Raw genomic sequence first — 20,337 nt, forward strand, 5'->3', positions numbered from 1 at the left:
AGCGAACATACGCCACCAGACGCCCTTTTTGCTCCAGCGGCTGAAGCGCCGGAAGACGCTATTCCACTCGCCGAAGACCTCTGGCAAGTCACGCCAAGGCGAGCCCGTGCGCACGATCCAAAGCACGGCTTCCACGAACATCCGGTTGTCGCGGCCCGACGACCCCCGTGTCCGTTCGTCACCAATGATGTGCGTCGATATCCGCGCCCACTGCTCGTCCCGAAGGATCAACCGGTCCAATACGCCCATGACTGCCTCCAAAAGACAGTATTGAATCTGATTTGCTCAGCCTTGGGAATCCCAAGAGTCCACACGACCTAGATCTACGGTTGCAGGGCCATCTTTTCCGCCGCCGTCGGATTGCCGAGAAAGACCACGCCCAGCAGGCTGTCTTCGATGCGCATCACCACATGCTTGCCGTCTTCGGAATAGAGCAGCCGGATGGCGCTTTCCTCGCAGCGCTTGAACTGGCAGGCCGGGAAAAGCTGCATGGGCTTGCCCTCCACATCCTTCTGCTGCGAGGCGAGCGTGATGTAGTTATCCGCCACGATCATGTTGCGCACCCAGGTGGGAATGCCCTGCTTGCCGCGGATCAGCGCATTGAGACTGTCGCGATGCGGCTTGGAGGTTTTTACCACCTGCGCCAGAAAATTACCGGAAAGAGCATCGGCAAAGGCTGGCGACAAAGGCGCAAGCGCCAGAAGAAGCAGAAAAAGCCGACGCATTACACCGCCTCCCGCAGGGCTTCCGCCGTTTGCAGATCCACCGAAACCAGTTGCGACACGCCCTGCTCCGCCATGGTCACGCCAAACAGCCGGTTCATGCGCGCCATGGTGATGGGATTATGGGTGATGATGACGAAGCGCGTTTGCGTAGAAGCGGCCATTTCATCCATCAGATTGCAATAGCGCTCGACATTATGATCGTCGAGCGGCGCATCCACCTCGTCCAGCACGCAGATCGGCGCGGGATTGGTGAGGAAGACGGCAAAGATCAGCGCCATGGCGGTAAGCGCCTGTTCGCCGCCGGACAAAAGCGTCATGGTCTGCGGCTTCTTGCCGGGCGGACGGGCGAGGATTTCCAGCCCCGCATCCAGCGGATCGTCGCTTTCGATCAGTTGCAGTTCCGCCGTGCCGCCGTTGAAGAGATGCGTAAACAGCCGCTGGAACTGCGCATTGACCACATCGAAAGCCGCCACCAGCCGCTCGCGGCCCTCGCGGTTCAGGCTCTGGATGGCGCCGCGCAATTTCTTGATGGCATCGATAATGTCGTCGCGTTCCTTGACGAGGTTGCCAAGCTTTTCCGAAAGTTCCTTCTGCTCCTCATCGGCACGCAGATTGACCGCGCCCAGCCGTTCGCGCTCCATTTTCAGCCGGTCCAGTTCGCGCTCCACCTCGCGAAGATCCGGCACCTTATCCTCAGGCTTCAGCCCGGTCAGGCGAAGGGCCTCATTCGGGGCTACGTTCAGCGCTTCGAGAATGCGCGCCTCGCCCTCCTTGCGGCGTTCGCGGGCCGAAATCAGCCTTTCTTCGGCACGGCCCCGGCGTTCGCGGCTTTCAGCCAGCGCCGAAAGCGCGGTGGCGGCGGCCTGATCGGCCTCTCGCTGCACGGTTTCGGCCTCCACCAGCCGGTCTCCCGCATCGCGCCGGGATTTTTCGGCCTTGTCCAGCTCCACCATCAGCAGGCGGCGCTTTTCGTCAAATTCGTCAGGGGCGGCTTCCAGCTCCAGCAATTCCTCGCGGGCCTCTTCCTCGCGCTCCTTCAGCGTATGGATATGCTCGTCAGCGCTGCGGGCGCGGGCCGCCCAGCTTTCCCGCTCCTGCCGGATGGCGAGAATGCGCCGCTGGCGCTGATCGTTTTCGCGGGCAAAGCCCTCATGGCGGGCGCGGCTTTCGGCGACCTCAGCCCGACCGTTCGCCTGTTCGTGGCGAAGCGTCTCCAGCCGCTGGTCAAGGGCCGTCAGATCGGCCTGATCGTCAAGGGCAATCCGCGCCTCCTCGCTCAGCGCCTCGGCCTCCTCGATCTGGTCGCGCAAGCCCTTCTGCGCCTCCTCCACCACGGCGCGGCGGCGAAGAAGATCGCCGGAGGCACGCTCGGCGTCCGTCAATGCGTCGCGGGCTTCGGAAAGCCTGCGGGCGGCCATGCGCTGGCGCTCGCGCGCCTCGTTGAGCGCGGCCTCGGCGGCATTGATCGCCTCGCGCCGCTCGCTGAGTGCATCCTCAGCCTCCTCCAGAGCGATGCGGGCTTCATCGGCCTCGCCTTCCAGTTCCGCCAGCCGGTTTTTCTGGGCAAGGCGAAGGGCTGCCGCACTCGGCGCTTCCGACCCGGTGATATGGCCGTCCCAGCGGATAATCGCGCCTTCCTTCGTCACCAGCCGCTGGCCCGGCTGCAATTGCGGCAGCAGGCGGCGGGCGGTCTCAAGATCGGTAACGCCGATCTGCCTCAACCTGCGGGCAAGGGCAGCAGGCGCCTGAACATGGGCAATCAGCGGCGTGATGCCACCTGGAAGGGCCGGATCGTTATCACCCGGCCCCGGCATGGACCAATAGGCGGGGGCCTTGTCATTGAGCGGGCTTTCCAGATCATCGCCAAGGGCTGCCCCCAGCGCCGTCTCGAAACCGCGCTCCACCGTCAGCTCTTCCGCAACAGGGGAAAATTCGCCCGCCGTGGTGGAAGCCAGCATCCGGGCAATGGTCTTTGCCTCGGTTTCCAGGGCTGAAAGCCGGGTGCGGGCGGCATCCACCGGGCCACGGCTCATGGCCTCGGCGCGGCGGGCCTCGTTCAGCGCCTCTTCCGTGCCGATCGCCTGCGCCTCGGCCTCTTCCACCGCATATTCGGCCGCCTCCACGGCTTCGCGCCGCTCTTCCGGGTCCGGCAGGCTGGAGAGTTTTGCGGTGAGGGCTTCCAATTCGCGGCCCGCCTCATCGGCCTGCCGTTCCAGCCGCAGGCGCTTGTCGGCAAGATCGCGCAGCGCCCGTTCCAGCTGGTTGCGCCCGGCGGCAGCTTCCGCCCGCTCGGCAGTGGCGGCGGCAAAGGCTTTTTCCGTCTCGGCAAGCTTTGACGCCGCCTCCTCGAAGGCGATTTTCAGCTCTTCCGCCTCCTCGCCGGACTCCGCCAGCAGCGCCTGCAATTCACTCTCCTCGCCTTCCAGACGGGCGAGAACCTCGGCATTGTCGGAAACCAGCCGCTCCTCGCGGGCAATATCCTCGCGAAGTTGCGAAAGACGGCGCATCAGCTCGTCGCGGCGCTTGAACAGGCGTCCGGCATCTTCTTCCAACTGGCTGCGGGCAATTTGCAGGCGTTGCAGGGCAGCGGCAGCCCTGGCTTCCTCCTCGCGCAGTTCCGGCAGTTTCAGGCTGGCTATCGCCTGATGTTTTGCCGCTTCCATCTGCGCCTGCGCCCGTTCGGCCACCAGCGAGGTGGCTTCGTTCAGCGCGGTTTCCGCCTCTGCCTCCGCCTGTCTGGCTTCCGTCCAGCGGATATGCAGCAGCATGGCATCGCGAGCGCGAATGTCGGCGGACAGCATCTTGAAGCGGTTGGCCTGCCGGGCCTGCCGTTTCAGGCTTTCGATCTGGCTTTCAAGCTGGGCGACAATATCCTCCAGCCGCTCCAGATTGGTTTCGGCGGCGCGCAACCGCAGTTCCGCCTCATGGCGGCGGGAATGCAGGCCGGAAATGCCCGCCGCCTCTTCCAGCAATTGCCGGCGCGCCTGCGGCTTGGCCTGGATAAGCTCGCCGATGCGCCCCTGCCCCACCATGGAGGGCGAGCGCGCGCCCGTGGAGGCATCGGCAAACAGCAATTGCACATCCTTGGCGCGGGCTTCCTTGCCATTGATGCGGTAGACCGAGCCGTTTTCCCGCTCGATGCGGCGCGACACCTGAATTTCATCGGCATCGTTGAAGCCTGCGGGCGCGGTGCGATCGGAATTATCGAGGAAAAGCTGCACTTCCGCCGAATTGCGGGCGGGGCGATTGCCGGAGCCGGAAAAGATCACGTCATCCATGCCGGAGGCGCGCATGTTCTTGTAGGAGTTTTCCCCCATCACCCAGCGCAGCGCCTCGACAAGGTTGGACTTGCCGCAGCCATTTGGCCCGACAACGCCGGTCAGGCCCTTTTCAATGATGAATTCCGTGGGCTCGACAAAGGATTTGAAGCCCACCACGCGCAGCTTGGTGAACCTCATGATGCGGCGCCTTCAAGCGCAAAAAAGGGCGCACGGCTTGCGCCGTCGCCCTTTGCCATCGGCAAGACCGGATCAGAGCAGGCTGTCGATGAGTGCCGACATGGAGTCAACCGGCATGTCTCCCGTATAGACCTTGCCATTGATGATGAAGGTGGGGGTGGAGTTCACGCCGAATTCCTTGGTGCCCCGATCCCGGATTGCATTCACATCACCGGCAAGCTTCGTGTTCGTCAAGCAGGCCTGGAAGCTTTCCTGTGAGAAACCGGCCATTTTCGACATTTGCAGCATGGCGCCGCGCACATCACCGTTGGAGGGAGCAGCCCAGGCCACCTGCTGCTTCAGGAACATGGTGATGAAGGGGTAATATTGATCGGCAGGCGCGCAACGCGCCAGCATGAAGGCCGCCGTTGCCGCCGGATCGAAGGGGAATTCGCGGAAAACGAAATAGACCTTACCCGTATCGATATATTTCTGCTTGATCGCATCGAAGGTGGTGGCATGGAAATGGGCGCAATGCGGGCAGGTCATCGAGAAATATTCGACAATCTTCACCGGCGCGTCCGGCTTGCCCAGCCCCTGCTCCGGCAGCGGGCCGGGTTTCATCACCGCATCCATATCCACGCTGCGCTCGGCCTTGGGCACGTCCACGGCAAAAGCGGGGCCTGCCATGGAGACGGCCGCCGCACCCGTGGCAGCGGCGGCAATGCCTGCCAGAAGACGGCGCTTGGTCAAGGTCAGTTCGAAATTTGCCATGGATACACCCGGAAAGCGTTGGATATTTGCGTTATAGCGGGCGAAAACGCCAAGGCAATGGCGAGCAGCCTGCTGATTGTCACTCTTATGTGAGAAGCGGGCACATGAAATCAAATGAAAAAACGGTCATTTTTTCTTGCGCGCCAGAACGCCGCGGCCCAGCCGCTCGATGGCGCGCTTCAGATTATCGCTCTCGATGCCTTCCGTCATGCGGGCAAGGCGTTTTTCCTCCACCGCATCCAGCCGCCGCAGCCGTGGCCGGTTGGCATGGGAATTGGACACCGGCTTTTGCACGATGCGGATCTGGCCAATGGCGGGATAGCCGAAAAAGCCGTTGATGCGGGCAATCAATTCGCCCTGGGCGTGATTGAGAAAAAGCGCGCGCGCCCCTTCGCAGGCAATGGTCAGCACGCCCGGCCGATAGCCCGCATCCTGCCCGGCATAATCACGCCGTGGCCAGGCAATCTTTTCCGGCCTTGTGCAATCGGCAAAATCGGCCCCGGCAATATCATCCCAGGAGCTGAGGAGCGCGGTGGAAATCCCCGCGCGCCGCGCAATCACCGGATCGACAATGCCATTGGCCAGTTCCGAAATGCGGCTGGCGCCTTTTCTGTTACCGGCCATCGGGACGATAAGCTCCATGCTTGCGGGACGCAGTGATTCGCCTACATATAACGCCGTTTGAAGCGCAACAGCAAATGATAGCGTGTGAAAAAGCTAAATCAACCAAAAGATGAATCCGGCCTCGCAGGCGCGCTTCTTGGCTGGTATGACCGCCACCACCGCGATCTGCCCTGGCGAGTGTCTCCGCCCATGGCCGGAAAGGGTGTGCGGCCCGATCCCTATCATATCTGGCTTTCGGAAGTGATGTTGCAGCAAACCACCGTGCAGGCGGTGAAACCCTATTTCCGGAAGTTTCTGGCCCGCTGGCCGAAGGTGAGCGACCTTGCGAGCGCCCCGAATGAAGAGGTGATGGCCGCCTGGGCCGGGCTTGGCTATTATGCCCGCGCCCGCAACCTGAAGAAATGCGCCGAGGCGGTGGCGGCAGAGCATGGCGGCGTCTTTCCCGACAGCGAGGAGGGTTTGCGTGCCCTGCCCGGCATTGGCGATTATACCGCAGCCGCCGTTGCCGCCATTGCCTTCAACCGGCAGGCGGCGGTAATGGACGGCAATGTCGAGCGGGTGATTTCCCGCCTTTATGCCATTGCCGACCCCCTGCCCGGCGCCAAACCGCAAATGAAAGCAAAGGTTGCAGCGCTGACGCCCGCCGACCGGCCCGGCGATTTCGCCCAGGCGATGATGGATCTGGGGGCGACGATCTGCACCCCGAAACGGCCCGCCTGTTCGCTCTGTCCCTTCCGCGATGACTGTGAAGCGCTCAGCGCCCATGACCCGGAGCTTTTTCCGGTCAAGGCCGCGAAAAAGGCAAAGCCGGTGCGGCTGGGGGCGGCCTTCGTGGCGGTGGACGGCATGAACCGCATTCTCCTGCGCCGCCGCCCGGACAAGGGGCTTCTGGGCGGCATGACGGAGGTGCCGACAACGGAATGGACCGCCCGCATCGATGGCGACGACACCGAAGCCAGCGCCCCCTTTGCCGCGCCATGGCAGGCGAAAGGCGTGATCACCCATGTCTTCACCCATTTCGAACTGCGGCTATCGGTCTTCTTCGCGCAAAATGTGAAAGGCTTTGCAAATTCCCATCACGAATGGTGGGAACCCATTGCAAATCTTGAAGAACAGGCGCTTCCCACCGTGATGAAAAATGCTATTGTCGCGGCCATTCCAGAGGCATTCACACCTGCGAGGTAGTCTTCATGGCCGAGATCCGGCACATCGTTTTCGATATTGGCAGGGTGCTGATCCATTACGATCCGAACCTGCCCTTCAGCCGGATCATTCCCGATGAGGCGGAACGGCAATGGTTCTTTGCCAATCTCTGCACCCATGAGTGGAACCTCGAACAGGATCGCGGCCGCAGCTGGGCCGATGCCGAAGCCCTGCTGATTGCGGAGCATCCCGAGCGCGAAGCGCATATCCGCGCCTTCCGGAAACATTGGCGCGAAATGGTGCCACATGCCTATGAGGGCACGGTAGAGATCTTCAAGGGTCTGATCGAGGAAGGCCGCGACGTGACCATGCTCACCAATTTCGCCGCCGACACCTTTACCGAGGCCCGCGACATCTTCCCCTTTCTCAACCTGCCGCGCGGCGTGACCGTCTCCGGTGAAATCGGCCTGATCAAGCCGGATGTGGCGATCTATGAGCGCCATGCCCGGGATTTTGATCTTTCCCCGGCACACGCCATCTTCATCGATGACAGCGTGGCGAACGTTGAGGGCGCAAAGCTTGCCGGCTGGCAGGCGGTGCATTTTGAAAACCCGGAAAAGCTGAAGCGTGATCTTCAGGCTTACGGCGTGTTGTAATGGATAAGAAAATTTTTCTCGACGGCCATATCGACGTGCCGGAAGACCGGCTGGCGGCAGTCACCGCCGCCCTGCCCCTTCATATAGAGCTGACGCGGGCCGAACCCGGCTGCCTGTCCTTTTCCGTCACGCTGAGCAATGATGTCGCCGGGCGCTTTCTTGTCTCGGAAGTCTTCACCGATCAGGCCGCCTTCGACCATCATCAGGCCCGGACAAAGGCATCCGCATGGTTCAAGGTCACGGAAGGCATTCCGCGCGATTATGTCATTCGGCAGGAAGATTAAGCATCAATACAAGGTCGCCTGTGCGCGGGCCGGCAGGTCACGGTCGTAAGCCTCACCATCGAAGCCATGGACGATATGCTTGAGCATCTGGCCTGGGGTTGGCAGGCTGTCGCGGTCGATTTGCGATGACGGGTCCCAGAGCATTGAGCGCAGGAACGCCTTGGCGCAGTGGAAATAGACCCGCTCGATCGCAATGAGGATCACCGTGACCGGCAGCTTGCCATCGACGGCGAAGCGTTCACGCAAGGCGAGATCGGCGGTGATGGTGGCGCGTCCGTTGATGCGCAGCGTCTCGCCCGCGCCCGGCACAAGAAACAGCACTGAAGCACGGCCATCGGCGAGGATATTCTTCAGATTGTCGATGCGGTTGTTGCCGGGGCGGTCGGGAATGGCGATGGTTTTTTCGTCCAGCATCTCAACGAAACCCGGCCTGTCGCCCTTGGGAGAGCAATCGGTGCCTTCAGCCCCCACGGTTGCCAGAATGATAAAGGGCGAGGCGCGGACGAAGGCGGCGTAATCGGCATTCAGATGGTCGATTTCCTTGGCCAGCGAAGTGGCGCTGGCCTCGCCATAAAGCGCCAGCAGCTCTTCCTGTGATGTAATCACCATTGTCCTACCCCTTTCGTGGCTGCGCGTCATACCCAGGCTCGAATATCTCAACTGCATCAGCGGCTACTGCATAATTCCTTAAATCGGAATCGATTTAAGGGGAAAATTATGCAGCAGTTTTAATGTGTTACAGCGCCGTGCGTTTGATAAAACGCACGGCGCTGTAGAGACCTTCGAAAAGGGAATACCAAAACCTCCCCCGTCGGCACAAGATACACCCAAATATGTTCAATTACAAATTATACAACTCCTGATAGATGTTGTCTTTGCAATCTCAGATTTTCTTTCATGATCTTTCAACCGAGGCCAAAACAATGTTTCTGAAAGTGATGACGGCCGGGGCGGCGCTTCTCTTCGCCTCCGTGGCACAGGCAGATCAATATTCTCCCGCGCAAAGCTGTTCCATCGGACCTGCGGAGTTCCAGAGCTGGTTTTCCTCTGGAGAAATCAGCCGTAATGGGGCTGTCACCTTCGCGCCGAGTGCGCGCTTTCCCACCGACAACACCAAGTGCGATTTCTACAAATGGGGCCACCAGATGTTTCTCTGGATGACCTCGCCCGCTGGTTCCGGCTTGGTGCTGACCTCGCCGACTTTTTACAATGTCAATTTTGGCGCGAATGGCGGCTACTTCATTCAAGGCGACAGCAGTGGATATTTGAAGGCCAGCAAAACCCTGAAGGTCCAGGCCCTGCGCACGAAGGTGAACACGTTTCACCTCAAGAGTGCGATTTCCCAGACCATTCAGCCGGATGGTCAGGCCGGGGGCAGAGATACCTTGATGTCGCTCAACGGCTCGATCGTCTATTACTCGGTTCATGCCAATGACATGTTTGCCTGGTTCAACACAGCCGTCATCAATGGCGACATAGGTCAGGATGCGAGCTTTCCCAGTACCCAAGCCGATCTGGACCGCTTGAAGGCCTATATTCTCGGCCAGCAGGTCAAGGTGAACGACGCCGATGCCATGACGATGGAAATCAAGGCTTCATGGATCGATGCCGACAAGGTGGTGGGCAAGCAGACAGACTATGTGACGATCGACGCCGACGTTCCCAATTATCAGGGCAAGGTGGGCGCGCGCGAATGGACCATCGGCACGCCTGCAACGGTGAAGAAGAAGATTGCCCTGGTGGGTATGCATGTGGTTGGCAGCGTCAAGGGCCACCCGGAAATGGTGTGGGCCACCTTTGAACACCGCGCCAATGCGCCGGATAATGATTACTATGTCACGCGCTCGCCGCAGTTCCAGCCCATTACCTTCAACCAGTTGGTTCCCTATAATTCGGTGGGTCAATGGAACTTCATGCAGTCCAACGGCAGGCGGGAGGGGGCGCTTCAGCCACAGATGAAGGTGGAGGATGATGGCACCATTATCGCGCTGACGGCAAATGGCATCCGGCCCAACAATACCTACCGCGTCAACCCGTGGGGCAACCTTCCCGACGCAAGCTCTGCGAACAACAATACCCAGCTTGTGACATTGAACAGGAATATCGATGGAATGCTGGCCACCACCGCTGGCGGCGCGGATGTTCGCTCCAACTATATCCAGATTGGCTCGGTATGGACGCAGGACGGCTCCATTCCGACCTCTCCTACAGATACCGGCAAGCAGATCGGTTCGCTGCTTCTGGCCAACGCGACCATGGAAACCTATCACCAGGAGGTGGGCGCCTCCATCCCGGACGCCTTCCAGCATGGCTGCTTCGGCTGCCACAATGGCAATGTGAAACCGGAGCAGGCGCTGGTGCCCACCAATATCAGCCACCTGTTTTCTACAAGCAATCAGCCGCTCGTGCCAAAGTGACCCTGTCAGAACCTGCTTCGCGTCCGGTGAACGGCGAACCGGACACGCAAAAAGGCCGTTGCGTGCTTGAGGGCGCGCAACAGCCTCTATCAAGCCGATAGCGGGAACCTGTCAGCTCGATTTCTGCATGGCCTTGGAAAGCTGCTCGACATTGTAGCGGAACATCTTTTCATAGGTCGGGGCCGGTCCCTTCTTGTCGGAGAGGGATTCGACGTAAAGCTCGCCGCCATCCTTGGCGCCGGTGGCCTTGGCGATCTGGCGCACCAGACGCGGATCGTTGGAGTTTTCAAAGAAATAGGTCTTCACCTTTTCCGCCTTGATCTGCTCGATCAGCCGGGCCACATCGGCGGCAGAGGCTTCGCTTTCGGTGGAAATACCCACCGGCGACAGGAAGCTGACATTATATTCGCGCCCGAAATAGCCGAAGGCGTCATGGCTGGTCAGGATCTTGCGCTCTTCCGCCGGCACCTTGTCGAACTTGGAATGGGCATAGGCATTCAGGTCGTCGAGCAGTTTCGTATACTTTTCGGCATTGGCCTGAAAATCCTTGGCATCGGCCGGATCGGCGGCAGACAGCTCCTTTTCGATATTGGCGACCCAGATCTTCACATTGACCGGACTGTTCCACACATGCGGATCGGTGATGGTCTTGCCATCCTCTTCCATGGTGCGGGTCTTGATGCCCTCGGACACGGTGACGGGCTTGTCCTTGTAGCCGGAGGCCGAGATCAGGCGGTCCATCCAGCCTTCCAGACCCTCGCCCGAGACGAACACCACCTTGGCCGCCTTGAGCTTCTTGGCATCGGCCGGAGACGGCTCGAATTCATGGGGGTCGCCGTTCGGGCCGACAAGGCTTGAGACCTCGACGTGATCGCCGCCGACCTGTTTGACCACATCGGCCAGCACGGTGAACGACGCGGTAACTTTCAGCGTTTCAGCAGACGCCGGACCGGCAGCGAGGGCGAGAGCCAGCGGCAGGGCGGCGGAGAGAAGAAGGTGACGGGGCTTCATGGCAGGATCTCCAGAGGTACAGGGCTTCAGCCCTTGAGATGCGGAAGGGGTAGAAAACGCCAGGCCACACCGGCAGGCGCGAGAAAGATCGACACGACATAGACGATCGCTGCCGTGAGAATGATGGTGGGGCCGGAGGCAAGCTCCAGATGGTAGGAAGCGATCAGCCCGAAATAGCTGGAACCGACGGCCACGCCTGCGGCAACCGCCATCATGCGTGGCAGGCTGCGCGCCCAAAGCTGGGCTATGGCGGCGGGCAGCATCATCAGGCCAACGGCCATCAGCGTGCCGAGCGCCTGGAAGCTGGCCACCAGATTGAGCACGACCAGAAACAGGAAGAAGAAGTGGTAGAGCGGCCCCTTGCCGCCCACCGCGCGCAAGAAACCGGGATCCAGGCACTCCGCCACCAGAGGCCGGTAGATCAGCGCCACGGCAATCAGCGAAAACGAGGAAATGGCGCCGATCTGATAAAGGGCCGGCGTATCGATGGCCAGAATGGTGCCGAACAGCACATGCAGAAGATCGATATTTGAACCGCGCAGCGAAACGATCAGCACCCCCAGCGCCAGCGAGGCAAGATAAAAGCTGGCAAAGCTTGCATCCTCCTGCAACAGCGTGGAGCGGGAAACCAGGCCGGACAGCAGCGCCACCGAAAGCCCGGCCACAAGCCCGCCAATGCCCATGGCCGTCAGCGACAGCGAGCCCGCCACCAGATAGCCGATGGCCGCCCCCGGCAGCACGGCATGGCTCATGGCATCGCCCACAAGGCTCATGCGCCGCAGCATCAGAAACACGCCGATGGGACCGGAACCGAGACTGAGGCAAAGGGCGGCCACCAGGGCGCGGCGCATGAAGCCGTAATCCATGAAGGGGGCGACGAAAAGCTCATAAGCGCTCATGCTGCGGGCCTCTTGCCGTCGGGCGTGCAAATTCCCGCCTGCTCGTCCCAGGCTTCGGCCATAGCGCGGGCTTTCATCAGATTTTTAGCCGAAAGCGCTTCTGCCGTATTGCCCCAGTCTATCAGTTCGCGGGCCAGAAGCAGGGTTTGCGGAAAATGCGCCCGCACCTGATCGAAATCATGCAGCACGGCAATGATGGTGCGGCCATCGCCATGCCAGCCATGCACCAGCTCCAGCAGGTCGCGGGTGGTGCGGGCATCGATGGCGGTAAAGGGCTCGTCGAGAAGAATGACCTTGGCATCCTGCAACAGAAGCCGGGCAAACAACACGCGCTGGAACTGGCCGGCCGAAAGCGTGCCGATGCTGCGCTTTTCGAACCCTTCCAGCCCCACGGTTTGCAAGGCAAGGCGGGCTTTGTGCATGTCCTGCCGCGAGACACCGCGAAAGGCCCCGCTGCGCGGCCAGGCGCCCATCAGCACCGTATCGAAAACGCTGACGGGAAAGCGGCGGTTGATCTCGGCAGCCTGCGGCAGATAGCCGAAATCGGCCCGCGACAACCGGTGCTCCACCCGGCCCTCTGCCGCCCGCACCTCACCCATGATCGCCTTGAGCAGCGTGGATTTGCCCGCGCCATTCGGCCCGGCAATCGCCGTCATGCTGCCCTGGCCGATCACGCCGGATACATGATGCACCGCCGGGTGGCGATCATAGGCAATGGTGAGATTGCTGAAACGGATGAGAGGATCGCTCATGGCAGCGCCACCGCCCATTGAATGGCAAGCCAGGTCAAACCAATGAGGCCGAAGGAAAACAGCAGCCTGACCAGCGCGGATCGCGCCAGAAGGCTTGAAATCAATGGTTCCGGCTCCTGCATCGGGTATTCCTTATGTAATAACATTACCTGTAATGTCATAACATCTCGAACTGTGGCAAGATCAAGGCGCAGACGGCATTCAACACGAAAAAGGCGAACGTCAGGGACGTCCGCCTTTGAAATTTCAGGCCATCAGGATCGTGGTCTTACCCCAGCTTCACCATCTCGGCGCGGATGACCGTGCGCAGGGCATCGATGGGCTTCAGCCTGCCGCGTTCCTCGTAATGCCAGAAGGTCCAGCCATTGCAGGCATCCAGCCCCTGAACGCGGGCGCCGACGCGGTGGATGGAGCCGCTCTCGTCGCCGGAAACCAGCGTGCCATCGGCGCGGATGATGGCGGTGTGGCGGCGCTTTTCGGAGATCAGCACCTGGCCGGGCTTCAACAGGCCCGCCTCCAGAAGCGTGGTGAAGGCCACGCGGGGCTCTGCCTTCTTGCCGGTCATAACGGTCAGTTCGTTGCTGCCCAGCGGCTGCACGGCGGCAATGCGGGCAGAGGCGGCATCGATATAATCCTGCTCACGCTCGATGCCGACGAAATTGCGTCCGAGCCGCTTGGCCACGGCCCCCGTGGTGCCGGAGCCGAAGAAGGGATCGAGGATCACGTCGCCCGGCTTGCTGGCGGAGAGAATGCAGCGCGCCAGCAGGGCTTCCGGCTTCTGGGTCGGATGGATTTTCTTGCCGTCATCGCCCTTCAGCCGCTCGCCCCCCGAGCAGATGGGAAACAGCCAGTCGGAGCGCATCTGCACATCGTCATTGGCGGCCTTCAGCGCATCGTAATTGAAGGTATAGCCCTTGCCCTTGGGATCGGGCGAGGCCCAGATCATGGTTTCATGGGCGTTCTGGAAGCGGCGGCCCTTGAAATTCGGCATGGGGTTGGTCTTGCGCCAGACGATGTCGTTGAGGATCCAGAAATTGAGATCCTGAAGCGTGGCGCCGACGCGGAAGATATTGTGATAGGAGCCGATGACCCAGATGGTGCCCGTGGGCTTCAACACGCGCCGGCAGGCAAGCAGCCAGGCGCGTGTGAAGGCATCGTACACCTCGAAGGAGGCGAACTGGTCCCATTCATCGTCCACGGCGTCTACTAACGACTGATCCGGCCTGTGGAGCACCCCACCGAGTTGAAGATTGTAGGGCGGGTCGGCGAAGATCATGTCCACCGATTTGTCCGGCAAAGCTTCGAGAGCCGCAACGCAATCGCCCTTGATGATGGAATTCAGCCAGGCGCGAGGAGTATTGGAACGACGAAGGTCGGCAAGCGGAAAAACGGAAGCCATGATGGTACTCACTGATTACGCTGACGCAGCACTGTTGAACAGCAACATGGTTACTGATCTTGGTTACTAAATGCTGAATGGGCGTAATAAATTATGAGCATCGTCCCATGCAGGGACAGGCTTGCCGCAGCATTGGCGGCAAGCGGTGCGTTCACGCGCCATGCACCAGGGCGCCGTCATACCCCTTGGCGGCAATGGCGTCACAGAGCGAAGTCCATTCGCAGTCCCGGCAGGCCGCCCTTATGGAACCTTTGGCAAAGGCCTGCCGCAGGCGGGCGATCATGGCGGCATCGGGCAAAAAACGCATCCCCGCATCCACCGGCCGTCCGATCAGCGCCGATACGGCCTTGGCGGCGGCGGCATCGCGCCCACGCACGCTTTCGCGAAAGCAATGGGTTTGCGGATCATGGCAAAGCGGCCGGCACAAATCGTCCGGCCCCTCGATCATTTCGATTTCCTCGCCCTGCGTCAGCCGTTCGGCAATACGGCGGTAATTGGCAATGAAGGCGGGGCTGTAGCCCTCGCCCACAAAGGTCAACATGCACAGGAGATGATGCGCGCGAAGTCTTACCGTCACAGCCGCAGCTTATCTCGTCTTGCCACGGGAGGCCATGGCGTAAAGCAGCGCGGCGGCCAGTGCCGATTTCAGAACCGCCCCAACCATGAACGGCGCGACACCGGCGAAAAACGCCTTTTCTGCGCCCATAATTCCCGCCAGCCATGCCCAGCCAATCAGCAGGCACAGGAGATTGGCGGAAAAATGCGCAATAAAGCTGGAAACCACGCGCCGTCCGGTCCAGCCCTGCTGCGCCAGAAAGCCCACCAGCACCACGATGACGGGGAAGGACGCCAGATAACCCGCCGTCGGGCCGAAAAACGGCGCAACGCCGCCTGCGCCATTGGCCAGCACCGGCAGGCCGAGAGCCGCCTGACCCAGCCATGCCAGCACGGTGGCAAGCGCCAGCCGCCAGCCATAAAGCACACCGATCATCGTCAGGGCAAAGGTCTGCATGGTGATCGGCACCGGCAACATGGGCACGGAAATGCGCGACGCCGCCGCCAGAACCAATGTGCCAAGCACCAGCAGTCCCATTTTCACCACTGCCGGACGACCGGACAAGGAAAGCGGATCGAACCGGCCGGAAAGGGGCGTGGAAGGAGTGGAAGACATCGGGAAGCCTTTCTATCGATAAAATAATCCCAACACGAAAACTATCGATAATATTTTTTCGTTCAAGAGGCTTGATCGCACTAGAAGCCAGGAAAACCACGTAATACAATTTTTTATCGATAATTATCCGACGATCGCGAACCGGGATGCCGCAGTCTGCGCCGGGAGCGTGCCTGGGGCCCGGCCAATCAGTTGCACGTGCTTTTCCAGCACGAGGCAGGCATTGGCGGCATCGCCGCGCCGAAGCGCCTCAAGGATGGCGCGGTGATCGTGGTCGGTGCGCCGTTCCCAGGTGCTTTGCCAGCCCGCCAGCAAAAAGCGGGCGCTGACGGCGTGGAGATCGTCGATGGCCGCCAGCAGGCGCGGCATGTCGCAGGTGGAAACAATCAGCCGGTGGAAACGGCGGTTCGCCGCCTCCCAGTCCTCGACATTGTCTGCCGCATCGCAGGCGGCGGCGGCGGCCTGCGCCTCGTCCAGCAGGGCGGGCGTCAGAAAGGGCGCGGCGTGCTTGAGGGCCAGCACCTCCAGCGCGGCGCGCATTTCCGCCACTTCGTGCACCTGACGTATATCGAAGCTTGCCACCCGCACGCCCCGGCGCGGCAGGCTGACCACCAGCCCCTGCGCCTCAAGCCGCCGGAAGGCATCGCGCACGGAGGCCTGGCTGACGCCGAATTCCTCGGCGATATGATCCTGCGCCAGCCGGACGCCCGGCGCCATCTCGCCGCGCACGATGCGCTCGGCAAGGGTGCGGGCAAGGCGGGCGGCGATTGTGTCTTCCCTCTTGCTCATACTGGCTGATTAGGCCGAGATCGGAACGCTGTCGATAGGGGAATGGCAGGGTTGCGGCGCAGGCGATTGTTCGCAAGGTGAACTTCCTGTAGTCAGGCATCCCGCAAGAAGGCGCGCGCCGCTTTTTTCCCGCGTTTCGGCGGGAAAGCCGGTTTTCAGCTTTTCTCAAGGCAATGCTCACAAGGGACTGTATCATGGCCGGATTCGACCTCATCCTCTTCGATTGCGACGGCGTTCTCGTCGATTCCGAAATCATCGCCGCCAAGGTCGAATCGAAACTTCTGACCGAGGCGGGCTATCCCATTTCGGTGGAGGAAATGGGCGAACGTTTCGCGGGCATGACCTGGAAGAACATTCTTCTTTCCATCGAGAAGGAAGTGGACATTCCCCTCTCCGCCAGCCTCATCGACAAATCCGAAAAGCTGCTCGACGCAAGGCTGGAGCGCGAGGTCAAGATCATCGAAGGCGTGGTCTATGCCCTTTCGCGGCTGACGGGTCCGCGTTGCATCTGCTCCAATTCCTCCTCCGCCCGGCTGGACATGATGCTGCGCAAGGTCGGCCTGCGCGAGGTCTTCGGTCCGCATGTCTATTCCGCCAAGGATCTGGGCGCCGATCGCGTCAAGCCGAAGCCCGACATCTATCTGCATGGCGCGGCTCAGTTCGGGGTTCAGCCGCAACACTGCTTGGTGGTGGAAGACAGCGTGCATGGCGTTGCGGCAGCGCGGGCTGCGGGAATGCGGGTCATCGGCTTCACCGGCGCCTCGCACACCTACCCCTCGCACGCCGACCGCCTGACCGATGCGGGCGCTGAAACCGTGATTTCCCGCATGATGGACCTGCCCGCCGTGGCCGCGGCCATGGCCGAATGGCAAGGTGCGATATAGACACCCGCACCGGGAAGAGCGGAAGCCCGTTTCCGCTCCGAAAATGCCTGGCGTTACTGCATAATTCCTTAAATCGGAATCGCTTTAAGGTGAAAATTATGCAGAAGATTTAAAGTGTTACAGCGTCCTTTGTGCGTTTGATAAAACGCACGGCGCTGTAGAAAGCGGTTCAGGACATGAGCGGCGGCAGCGCGACGGTCAGCGCGCCCGGCAACACGGTCAATCTCAGCCTGTCGCCCCGATAGGGCTCTCCATCGGCCTCCAGAAAGGCATGTTCGTTCTGGCGGTCAGCGGCAGGCGCAATCTCCACCACCGTCCCGCGCCCATAGGCCACGCGCGGGTGGACAAGATGCGTGCCACGATCGAAGGCGGCAAACATGGCAAGATTGCCCGCCACGCCGCCGCAACCGGCCGCCACCACATCCAGCAGCCCGTCATCGGGCCGGGTTTGCGGATGGACATGCAGGCCCGAGCCGAACCAGCCGCCATTGCAGACCGTGGCCACCAGAATGGGACCGTCGGCCAGAACCGATCCATCCACCCGGATTTCCACCCGGCGCGAGCGATAGGCGACAATTCCGAAAATGCAGTGCAGGCGATACCGCAAGGTGGGCGGCAGACGGTCGATCAGACTGCCGCGTCCGGCCATGCGGGCAATGATCGCGCCGGAAACGCCGACGCTGGCAATGTTGAGCGCGTGGGTAAGCAGCCACCATTGCCCCTCGCGCCAAACCTCCAGCCGAATGACATCGACAAGACCGGGTGTGGCGCTTGCCAGCGCCTCCAGGCATTCCTCGGGCGCGCCGGGCCATTGGTAGTTGCGGGCAAAGTCGCAGCCCGTGCCGCAAGCCAGGAAAGACAGGGGTGTATGCGGACGGGACGAACAGAGTATGCCGTGGGCGGCGGCCCCGATCGTGCCATCGCCGCCCAGAACCAGAACCCGATCCCCATCCGCCTCGACGGCGGTGCGCACCTGCTCCGCCATTTGCCCCGGCAGGGTTTCCACAATGCGATGATCGGGAAACAGTTCCCCGATCCTGCCACGGCAGGCATTCCACAGGGCGGCGGACCGTCCGCCGCCTGCCACCGGGTTTTTCACAACGACAAGCGCCACCTGCCCGTCTCCCGAAGCGTCGGCCGCTTACTTGCGCGGCTTCTTGCCCGTGGGCTTGGCCGGACCTTCATCAAAGCCGACATAGACCATGGCCGTGGCGCTGATGTCGCCGGGAACGGTCACATCCTTGGAGAAAAGGAACTGGGCGGGCTGATCCACCGAGGCAAGCGTGACGCTGAAAGGCGTCAGTTCGGAATAGATCACCTTGTCGCCTTCCATGACGGCGACGCGGATGGGCGTGGAAATCGTGCCGGGACGGCCCTGCGGACCGGCAACCATGCGGCCCTGCGCCTGCACCTTGATGGTCAGCGAGGTTTCGGAGCGCGTGCAGCCGCGCGTGGTATCGGCAAGCGAGGCCTGATAGACGACATCCTGCGGATCCTTGCTGCCGGGCTTGGCATAGGTGCGGTAGAAGGCCGTGCCGTCCCGCAGGCCAACCTGCGGGCAGATGCCCTGCACCACGGCGCCCGCGGGCGCAACCGCCGCCTGGGCGGCCGGCGTGGAGGAAGACCCGAAAAAGCTGCCGCTTCCCGTGCCGCTGCCACTGGTATTGCAGCCCGAAAGAATTGCAACCAAGGACAAGGCGGCCGCGCCGCGCATTACATGTGGAACCACCGGTCTTTACCTTCTGCAAACAAAACCACGGAACGGAAAGGCGAAAATGTGGCCTTTTCATATCCTCAGGCGTTGGTCTATATCAGCGGCGCGGCGAAAAATCGATCAGTGTATCGGTCTTTGTCGCAATTTTACATGCAGGCGGTTGCCGCCTGCGCCTGAAGGCCTTGAACGGCCCCTCTCAGTTTCGACCAGGGATGATCGGCATGGATTATATTTCAACCCGCGGCGAGGCACCTGCCCTCGGCTTTTGCGATGCGCTTCTGGCCGGGCTTGCCCGTGATGGCGGCCTTTACCTGCCCGCCACCTGGCCGAAAATGACCAAGCGCGAGATCAAGGCCCTGCGCGGTAAAAGCTATCAACAGGTGGCGTTTGCCGTTCTCAAGCCTTTCGTGGATGGCGAAATCGAGGACGCGGCGCTGGAGGCCATGATCGACAAGGCCTATGCCACCTTCCGCCATCCGGCCGTGGCGCCCCTGGTGCAGCTTGGCCCCAATGATTTCGTGCTGGAGCTTTTCCACGGCACCACGCTGGCCTTCAAGGACGTGGCTATGCAATTGCTGGGACGGCTGATGGACCATGTGCTGAAGGCCCGTGGCGAACGCGCCACCATTGTCGGGGCGACCTCCGGCGATACCGGCGGCGCGGCCATCGATGCCTTTGCCGGCCTTGGCAATGTCGATGTGTTCATTCTCTTCCCCAAGGGCAAGGTTTCGCCGGTGCAGCAGCGCCAGATGACCACATCGGGCGCTGAAAACGTCCATGCGCTGGCGGTCGAAGGCAATTTCGACGATTGCCAGAACCTCGTGAAGGATATGTTCAACCATACGGCCTTCCGCGACAAGGTTCGCCTTTCGGGCGTCAATTCCATCAACTGGGCGCGCATCATGGCGCAGGTGGTCTATTATTTCACCGCTGCCCTTTCGCTGGGCGGACCGGACCGGAAAATCTCCTTTACCGTGCCCACGGGTAATTTCGGCGATATTTTCGCAGGCTATGTCGCCCGTGAAATGGGCCTGCCCATCGACCGGCTGGTGGTTGCCACCAATGACAACGACATTCTCGCCCGCACCATGAAGACGGGGCGTTACGAGATGCGCGGCGTCAAGGCCACCACCTCGCCTTCGATGGACATCCAGATTTCGTCCAACTTCGAGCGGCTGCTGTTTGAAGCATCCGGCCGCGATGCGGGCGAAATCCGCGCCCAGATGGCCAGCCTCAAGCAATCGGGCGCCTTCGACATTCAGCCGGAAACGCTGAAAACCATCAAGCGCGTGTTCCGCGCCGGGCGCGCCACGGAAAAGGATGTGGCCAGAACCATCCGCACCACGCTGGACGAAACCGGCTATCTTCTCGATCCGCACACCGCCTGCGGCGTCTTCGTGGCGCAGAAGCAGTCCCGGCCGCAAAGCCCCATGGTCACGCTCGCAACCGCCCACCCGGCCAAGTTTCCGGCTGCGGTAAAATCGGCCTCGGCTATTGACCCGGCGCTTCCGACGTGGCTTGCTGACCTGATGGACAGGGAGGAGCGTTTCGACAGCCTTGCCGCCGATCTTGGCGTGGTGGAAGCCTTTATTTCCGCCCGCGCGCGTGCAGCAAAATGAGAAGCGCGACCAGACCGGCCTCCCCGTGGGGAAGGTCCG

22 protein-coding genes are annotated in these 20,337 nt (G+C 61.4%); 6 read left to right on the forward strand and 16 right to left on the reverse strand.

The features are described from left to right. The 5 genes from T424_RS0107065 to T424_RS0107085 form a co-directional block, all read right to left on the reverse strand. Window positions 1–249 (reverse strand): IS5 family transposase (locus T424_RS0107065; protein WP_027487115.1); only part of this gene is annotated, 249 nt, incomplete at its 3' end. A gap of 74 nt (window positions 250–323) precedes the next feature. Beyond that, window positions 324–725: an Ivy family c-type lysozyme inhibitor gene (locus T424_RS0107070; RefSeq protein WP_027487116.1), complete on the reverse strand. Its 402-nt coding sequence runs from the start codon at window positions 723–725 to the stop codon at window positions 324–326. Continuing rightward, the gene (locus T424_RS0107075; RefSeq protein WP_027487117.1) at window positions 725–4,183 is read right to left on the reverse strand and encodes a chromosome segregation SMC family protein; all 3,459 of its coding nucleotides are present in this window, start codon (window positions 4,181–4,183) and stop codon (window positions 725–727) included. Before T424_RS0107075 ends, T424_RS0107070 begins: the two co-directional genes overlap by 1 nt. A gap of 72 nt (window positions 4,184–4,255) precedes the next feature. Next, on the reverse strand, window positions 4,256–4,936 hold the full coding sequence (locus T424_RS0107080; RefSeq protein WP_027487118.1) for a DsbA family protein: 681 nt from the start codon (window positions 4,934–4,936) through the stop codon (window positions 4,256–4,258). A 126-nt stretch (window positions 4,937–5,062) separates the two neighbouring features. Then, window positions 5,063–5,560 carry a DUF721 domain-containing protein gene (locus T424_RS0107085; RefSeq protein ID WP_027487119.1) on the reverse strand — a complete coding sequence of 166 codons (498 nt, stop codon included), beginning with the start codon at window positions 5,558–5,560 and terminating at the stop codon, window positions 5,063–5,065. Window positions 5,561–5,644: 84 nt separating this feature from the next. On the opposite strand from T424_RS0107085, the gene mutY reads away from it, so the two are divergent. The 3 genes from mutY to T424_RS0107100 are packed head-to-tail and all read left to right on the forward strand — an operon-like array spanning window position 5,645 to window position 7,643. Beyond that, window positions 5,645–6,745, forward strand: a complete 1,101-nt coding sequence (mutY, locus tag T424_RS0107090; protein WP_027487120.1) for an A/G-specific adenine glycosylase — start codon at window positions 5,645–5,647, stop codon at window positions 6,743–6,745. Window positions 6,746–6,750: 5 nt separating this feature from the next. Continuing rightward, window positions 6,751–7,359 carry an HAD family hydrolase gene (locus T424_RS0107095; protein WP_027487121.1) on the forward strand — a complete coding sequence of 203 codons (609 nt, stop codon included), beginning with the start codon at window positions 6,751–6,753 and terminating at the stop codon, window positions 7,357–7,359. Further along, on the forward strand, window positions 7,359–7,643 hold the full coding sequence (locus T424_RS0107100; RefSeq protein WP_027487122.1) for a putative quinol monooxygenase: 285 nt from the start codon (window positions 7,359–7,361) through the stop codon (window positions 7,641–7,643). The genes T424_RS0107095 and T424_RS0107100 overlap by 1 nt, the downstream gene beginning before the upstream one ends. 3 nt (window positions 7,644–7,646) lie before the next feature. On the opposite strand, the gene T424_RS0107105 is transcribed toward T424_RS0107100, so the two are convergent. Further along, the gene (locus T424_RS0107105) at window positions 7,647–8,252 is read right to left on the reverse strand and encodes a pyridoxamine 5'-phosphate oxidase family protein (protein WP_037066907.1); all 606 of its coding nucleotides are present in this window, start codon (window positions 8,250–8,252) and stop codon (window positions 7,647–7,649) included. Window positions 8,253–8,566: 314 nt separating this feature from the next. Between T424_RS0107105 and T424_RS0107110 the strand changes: the two genes are divergently transcribed. Further along, window positions 8,567–10,060, forward strand: a complete 1,494-nt coding sequence (locus T424_RS0107110) for a hypothetical protein (protein WP_154664829.1) — start codon at window positions 8,567–8,569, stop codon at window positions 10,058–10,060. A 111-nt stretch (window positions 10,061–10,171) separates the two neighbouring features. On the opposite strand, the gene T424_RS0107115 is transcribed toward T424_RS0107110, so the two are convergent. From T424_RS0107115 to T424_RS0107150, 8 genes are all read right to left on the reverse strand, one after another. Beyond that, window positions 10,172–11,071: a metal ABC transporter substrate-binding protein gene (locus tag T424_RS0107115; RefSeq protein WP_027487125.1), complete on the reverse strand. Its 900-nt coding sequence runs from the start codon at window positions 11,069–11,071 to the stop codon at window positions 10,172–10,174. 26 nt (window positions 11,072–11,097) lie between these two features. Further along, the gene (locus tag T424_RS0107120; RefSeq protein WP_027487126.1) at window positions 11,098–11,970 is read right to left on the reverse strand and encodes a metal ABC transporter permease; all 873 of its coding nucleotides are present in this window, start codon (window positions 11,968–11,970) and stop codon (window positions 11,098–11,100) included. Continuing rightward, window positions 11,967–12,722: a metal ABC transporter ATP-binding protein gene (locus T424_RS0107125; protein WP_027487127.1), complete on the reverse strand. Its 756-nt coding sequence runs from the start codon at window positions 12,720–12,722 to the stop codon at window positions 11,967–11,969. Before T424_RS0107125 ends, T424_RS0107120 begins: the two co-directional genes overlap by 4 nt. Beyond that, window positions 12,719–12,844: a hypothetical protein gene (locus T424_RS23150; protein WP_269076425.1), complete on the reverse strand. Its 126-nt coding sequence runs from the start codon at window positions 12,842–12,844 to the stop codon at window positions 12,719–12,721. The genes T424_RS0107125 and T424_RS23150 overlap by 4 nt, the downstream gene beginning before the upstream one ends. 146 nt (window positions 12,845–12,990) lie before the next feature. Next, window positions 12,991–14,121, reverse strand: a complete 1,131-nt coding sequence (locus T424_RS0107135; protein ID WP_027487128.1) for a site-specific DNA-methyltransferase — start codon at window positions 14,119–14,121, stop codon at window positions 12,991–12,993. Between the two features lie 151 nt (window positions 14,122–14,272). Beyond that, window positions 14,273–14,662, reverse strand: a complete 390-nt coding sequence (locus T424_RS0107140) for a DUF1284 domain-containing protein (protein ID WP_330217726.1) — start codon at window positions 14,660–14,662, stop codon at window positions 14,273–14,275. 45 nt (window positions 14,663–14,707) lie between these two features. After that, window positions 14,708–15,292, reverse strand: coding sequence for a biotin transporter BioY (locus tag T424_RS0107145; protein WP_027487130.1), 585 nt, complete (start codon window positions 15,290–15,292; stop codon window positions 14,708–14,710). Between the two features lie 123 nt (window positions 15,293–15,415). Continuing rightward, window positions 15,416–16,081, reverse strand: coding sequence for a GntR family transcriptional regulator (locus tag T424_RS0107150; RefSeq protein ID WP_027487131.1), 666 nt, complete (start codon window positions 16,079–16,081; stop codon window positions 15,416–15,418). 194 nt (window positions 16,082–16,275) lie between these two features. Here T424_RS0107150 and T424_RS0107155 point away from each other — a divergent pair, with 194 nt between their 5' ends. Continuing rightward, complete coding sequence (locus T424_RS0107155; protein ID WP_027487132.1) at window positions 16,276–16,965, forward strand: HAD family hydrolase; 690 nt, start codon at window positions 16,276–16,278, stop codon at window positions 16,963–16,965. 169 nt (window positions 16,966–17,134) lie between these two features. On the opposite strand, the gene T424_RS21715 is transcribed toward T424_RS0107155, so the two are convergent. Next, window positions 17,135–18,079, reverse strand: coding sequence for a diacylglycerol/lipid kinase family protein (locus tag T424_RS21715; RefSeq protein ID WP_051558838.1), 945 nt, complete (start codon window positions 18,077–18,079; stop codon window positions 17,135–17,137). A 27-nt stretch (window positions 18,080–18,106) separates the two neighbouring features. After that, on the reverse strand, window positions 18,107–18,679 hold the full coding sequence (locus T424_RS0107165; RefSeq protein ID WP_037066910.1) for a hypothetical protein: 573 nt from the start codon (window positions 18,677–18,679) through the stop codon (window positions 18,107–18,109). A gap of 212 nt (window positions 18,680–18,891) precedes the next feature. On the opposite strand from T424_RS0107165, the gene thrC reads away from it, so the two are divergent. Further along, a complete protein-coding gene (gene thrC, locus T424_RS0107170; protein WP_210164380.1) occupies window positions 18,892–20,298 on the forward strand; it encodes a threonine synthase in 1,407 nt (468 codons plus the stop codon). Window positions 20,299–20,337 lie beyond the last annotated feature (39 nt).

The organism is Allorhizobium undicola ORS 992 = ATCC 700741, assembly GCF_000621665.1.
GTDB lineage: Bacteria > Pseudomonadota > Alphaproteobacteria > Rhizobiales > Rhizobiaceae > Allorhizobium > Allorhizobium undicola.

Coding starts and splice junctions, on each gene's coding strand:
- T424_RS23150 (WP_269076425.1), bottom strand. CDS start 12,844: ATGCAGGAGCCGGAACCATTGATTTCAAGCCTTCTGGCGCGATCCGCG.
- T424_RS0107125 (WP_027487127.1), bottom strand. CDS start 12,722: ATGAGCGATCCTCTCATCCGTTTCAGCAATCTCACCATTGCCTATGAT.
- T424_RS0107150 (WP_027487131.1), bottom strand. CDS start 16,081: ATGAGCAAGAGGGAAGACACAATCGCCGCCCGCCTTGCCCGCACCCTT.
- T424_RS0107070 (WP_027487116.1), bottom strand. CDS start 725: ATGCGTCGGCTTTTTCTGCTTCTTCTGGCGCTTGCGCCTTTGTCGCCA.
- T424_RS0107115 (WP_027487125.1), bottom strand. CDS start 11,071: ATGAAGCCCCGTCACCTTCTTCTCTCCGCCGCCCTGCCGCTGGCTCTC.
- T424_RS0107100 (WP_027487122.1), top strand. CDS start 7,359: ATGGATAAGAAAATTTTTCTCGACGGCCATATCGACGTGCCGGAAGAC.
- T424_RS0107075 (WP_027487117.1), bottom strand. CDS start 4,183: ATGAGGTTCACCAAGCTGCGCGTGGTGGGCTTCAAATCCTTTGTCGAG.
- T424_RS0107120 (WP_027487126.1), bottom strand. CDS start 11,970: ATGAGCGCTTATGAGCTTTTCGTCGCCCCCTTCATGGATTACGGCTTC.
- T424_RS0107165 (WP_037066910.1), bottom strand. CDS start 18,679: ATGCGCGGCGCGGCCGCCTTGTCCTTGGTTGCAATTCTTTCGGGCTGC.
- T424_RS0107105 (WP_037066907.1), bottom strand. CDS start 8,252: ATGGTGATTACATCACAGGAAGAGCTGCTGGCGCTTTATGGCGAGGCC.
- T424_RS0107145 (WP_027487130.1), bottom strand. CDS start 15,292: ATGTCTTCCACTCCTTCCACGCCCCTTTCCGGCCGGTTCGATCCGCTT.
- T424_RS0107140 (WP_330217726.1), bottom strand. CDS start 14,662: ATGTTGACCTTTGTGGGCGAGGGCTACAGCCCCGCCTTCATTGCCAAT.
- T424_RS0107085 (WP_027487119.1), bottom strand. CDS start 5,560: ATGGCCGGTAACAGAAAAGGCGCCAGCCGCATTTCGGAACTGGCCAAT.
- T424_RS0107135 (WP_027487128.1), bottom strand. CDS start 14,121: ATGGCTTCCGTTTTTCCGCTTGCCGACCTTCGTCGTTCCAATACTCCT.
- thrC (WP_210164380.1), top strand. CDS start 18,892: ATGATCGGCATGGATTATATTTCAACCCGCGGCGAGGCACCTGCCCTC.
- T424_RS0107095 (WP_027487121.1), top strand. CDS start 6,751: ATGGCCGAGATCCGGCACATCGTTTTCGATATTGGCAGGGTGCTGATC.
- T424_RS0107110 (WP_154664829.1), top strand. CDS start 8,567: ATGTTTCTGAAAGTGATGACGGCCGGGGCGGCGCTTCTCTTCGCCTCC.
- T424_RS0107155 (WP_027487132.1), top strand. CDS start 16,276: ATGGCCGGATTCGACCTCATCCTCTTCGATTGCGACGGCGTTCTCGTC.
- T424_RS0107080 (WP_027487118.1), bottom strand. CDS start 4,936: ATGGCAAATTTCGAACTGACCTTGACCAAGCGCCGTCTTCTGGCAGGC.